This window comes from Rhodopseudomonas sp. BR0C11 (assembly GCF_010820945.1).
Classification (GTDB): Bacteria; Pseudomonadota; Alphaproteobacteria; order Rhizobiales; family Xanthobacteraceae; genus Rhodopseudomonas; species Rhodopseudomonas palustris_H.
Window position 1 is genome coordinate 1 of sequence record NZ_QTKI01000510.1, and the last position, 3,030, is coordinate 3,030.

4 protein-coding genes are annotated in these 3,030 nt (G+C 67.2%); all 4 read right to left on the reverse strand.

Annotated elements, in window-relative coordinates; translation table 11 throughout:
* The coding region (locus tag DYI24_RS24275; RefSeq protein ID WP_164574140.1) for a PAS domain S-box protein at positions 1 to 299 on the reverse strand (299 nt) is incomplete at its 3' end.
* A 129-nt stretch (positions 300 to 428) separates the two neighbouring features.
* Positions 429 to 1,406 carry an ABC transporter ATP-binding protein gene (locus DYI24_RS24280; RefSeq protein WP_164574141.1) on the reverse strand — a complete coding sequence of 326 codons (978 nt, stop codon included), beginning with the start codon at positions 1,404 to 1,406 and terminating at the stop codon, positions 429 to 431.
* Entirely contained in the window at positions 1,407 to 2,819 is a 1,413-nt protein-coding gene (locus DYI24_RS24285; RefSeq protein WP_164574142.1) for an amidase, read from the reverse strand.
* The gene (locus DYI24_RS24290) at positions 2,816 to 3,010 is read right to left on the reverse strand and encodes a hypothetical protein (RefSeq protein ID WP_107342944.1); all 195 of its coding nucleotides are present in this window, start codon (positions 3,008 to 3,010) and stop codon (positions 2,816 to 2,818) included. Before DYI24_RS24290 ends, DYI24_RS24285 begins: the two co-directional genes overlap by 4 nt.
* Between the last annotated feature and the right edge of the window lie 20 nt (positions 3,011 to 3,030).

A 3,030-nucleotide genomic window follows, 5' to 3' on the forward strand; every position in this document is an offset into this window, starting at 1 on the left:
ATCCGGTGGCCGTTCTTGTGTAGCCGTTCGGTTTCAAACTTCGGCACCATCTCGCCGGCGCGGATCCGCCGCAGGATATCGTCTTCTTCGTGCTGACGATCCGCTGGGATCAGGACGCGGATCGATCGCCCGATCATTTCGGCGGCGGTCCAGCCGAAGATGCGCTCGGCCGCTGGGTTCCAGCTCTGCACGGTTCCATCGACGTCCTTGGAGACGATGGCATCGAACGAATGCTGGACGATCGCCGCGAAGTGATGGTCACGATGCGCGATCGAAAGAGGCCGGGATTGTCGGTTCATTCTGGCGCGGAGTTCCATTGGACGGGAATGTCGGCGGCCGGATTCGGCAGCCAGACCCCGCGCGCAATGAACACCAGTTAGCGGTCGCCCGCTACCTCATTTGTAATTCGCTTCGGCTTGTTCCGCGAACTAGCCGACCAGTGCGGCCGGCTCGGCCAGCACGCATCGCGCCATCCGGCCCGGCCCGAGGGCCACTTCAGGCGGCAGCCCAGCCGAGCAGCGCGGTTGAGCATGCGCGCAGCGCGGCGCGAACGAGCAGGCCTGTGGCTTGGTATCAAGCGATGGCGGCGCCCCCGGAATGGTTTCCAGCCGTGCGCCCCGTTTGGCGCCATGCACCGTCGAGGCGAGCAGGCCTTGCGCGTAAGGATGCTGCGGCTCGCGTACGATATCGCGCAACGAACCCTGCTCAATCGTCTGACCGGCATACATCACGGCGACGCGGTCGCAGATCTCGATCGCCACGCCGATATCGTGGGTGACGAAGATCACCGACATGCCGAACTCGCGCTGCAGTTCGCGTAGCAGCAGCAGGATCTGAATCTGCACAGTGGCGTCGAGCGCTGTGGTCGGCTCGTCGGCGAGCAGGATCTTCGGCTTGCAGGCGAGCGCCAGCGCGATCATCGCGCGCTGCCGCATGCCGCCGCTCATCTCATGCGGATAGGCGTCGAGCCGCCGCTTCGCCGAGGGAATCCGGACCACCTCCAGCATCTCGAGCGCTCGGGCCATCGCCTCGCGCTTGCTCTTGCCTTCGTGGCGCATCACCGACTCGGCGATCTGTTGGCCGACCGTGTAGACCGGATCGAGCGCCAGCGCCGGCTCCTGGAAGATCATCGATACGGTCTGACCGCGGAACGTCGACAGCGCCTCGTCATCGAGCGCCAGCACGTCCTGGCCGGCGACCCGGATGCTGCCGGTGATCGCGGTGCGCTTCTTCGGCAGCAGCCGCATCAGGGCGCGCAGCGTCACGCTCTTGCCCGAGCCGGACTCGCCGAGCAGGCCCAGCACCTCACCCTGGCCGAGCGATAGGTTGAGATCGTTGATGGCGTACACGGTCCGCTCGCCTGTGAAGCGGACATTGAGATCGCGGATTTCGACCAGGTTGCTCATCTACAGCTCCGGGCATTGCCGATGGAAGTCGGTGGCGCGCTGCCAGCCTGCACCGATCCGCAGCAGCGTCGCTTCGTCGAACGGGCGGCCGATCAGTTGCAGGCCGATCGGCAGGCCGGCCTTGGAGAAGCCGCAGGGTAGCGCCAGCGATGGCAGGCCGAGATAGTTGATCGGCCGGGTGAAGCGGGTCAGCCGCTGGATCACGGCTTCGGCGTTCAGGCTGTTGCCGACGTCGCTCTCTGCGATCGTCGGCGCAGGCACCGGCGAAACCGGCGCCAGCACCGCATCGACGCCGGCCACGGCTGCGACGAACTCGGCGAGCGCCACGCCGCGCCAGCGCATTGCTTCAAGGTAGGTGACGGCCGGAATCGCCAGCGCGTTCTGCAGCCGCATCAGCACCTGCGGGCCGTAGTCCTGCGGCCGCTCGCGCATCCACCCGCCATGGAAGCCGGCAGCTTCAACCGCGAGCACGAGCTGTGCGGCGGCGCTGAGCTGGCGCTGATCCGGCAGTTCGACTTCAACGACACGCACGCCTTCGCGCACCAGCGCCGCCTTGGTGTCGTCGAGCACGCGCGCGACCTCGGAGTCGAGATCGTCGACATAAAACGATTTCGGAATGCCGATGCTGAGACCCTGCAGCGGATGTTTGGTGGCCGCCAGATAGTCCGGCACCGGACGATGCGACGCGGTCGGATCGGCGGGATCGGCGCCGGCCATCAGACCGGTGAGCAGGGCGCAGTCCTCGGCGGTGCGGGCCAGCGGGCCGACGGTGTCGAGCGAATGCGACAGCGGCATCGCGCCGGCGCGGCTCACCAGCCCGACGGTGGTCTTCAGCCCGGTGACGCCGCAGAAATGCGCCGGCATCCGGATCGAACCGCCGGTGTCGGAGCCGAGCGCCGCAAACGTCAGCCGCGCGGCGACCGCCGAGCCGGAACCTGACGATGAGCCGCCCGTGATGTGGTCGAGCCCCCACGGATTACGCACCGCGCCATAATGCGCGTTGTGGCCGGTAGGGCCGTAGGCGAACTCCGACATCTGCAGGCTGCCGAGCCGAACCTGGCCGGCGTCCTTCAGCCGCTGCAGCGCGGTCGAGGTCGTGGTGGCGACGAAGTCGCGGCGGATCTTGGAGCCGCAGGTCACGACGAAGCCGGTCTCGTAGTACATGTCCTTGTGCGCCAGCGGCACGCCGTGCAGCGGGCCCTTGCGCTCGCCCTTGGCCAGCGCGGCGTCCGCCGCATCCGCTGCGGCGAGCGCGCTCTCAGGCTCAACCGCCATGAAGGCGTTGAGCTTCTGCTGCGCCCGCGCGATGCGGTCGAGACAGGCCTGGGTGACGTCACGCGACGACAGTTTCTTCGTGGCGATCGCCTGGGCAACTTCGGTCAGCGTCAGCAGCGCCGGATCGCTCAGGCTCATCGCGCGCCCTCGTTTTGCGCCACGACGTAGGTGGACGGTTCGAGATCGAACGGCAGCGTACCGGCGACCGGGGTGAAGCCGTCGAATGCCGGGCCGATCGAATTGGCGATCCGCGCCGCCACCTCGTCGTCGACCGGAAGCCCTGCGATCGCCGCCATCGTTTTGATCGTGGCGGGGTCGGGTTTGATCATTGCTGATTTCTCCTTATGGG

What these genes read in the sequence shown, in the direction of transcription:
- DYI24_RS24280 (WP_164574141.1), bottom strand. Translation starts at nt 1,406, where the DNA reads ATGAGCAACCTGGTCGAAATCCGCGATCTCAATGTCCGCTTCACAGGC.
- DYI24_RS24285 (WP_164574142.1), bottom strand. Translation starts at nt 2,819, where the DNA reads ATGAGCCTGAGCGATCCGGCGCTGCTGACGCTGACCGAAGTTGCCCAG.
- DYI24_RS24290 (WP_107342944.1), bottom strand. Translation starts at nt 3,010, where the DNA reads ATGATCAAACCCGACCCCGCCACGATCAAAACGATGGCGGCGATCGCA.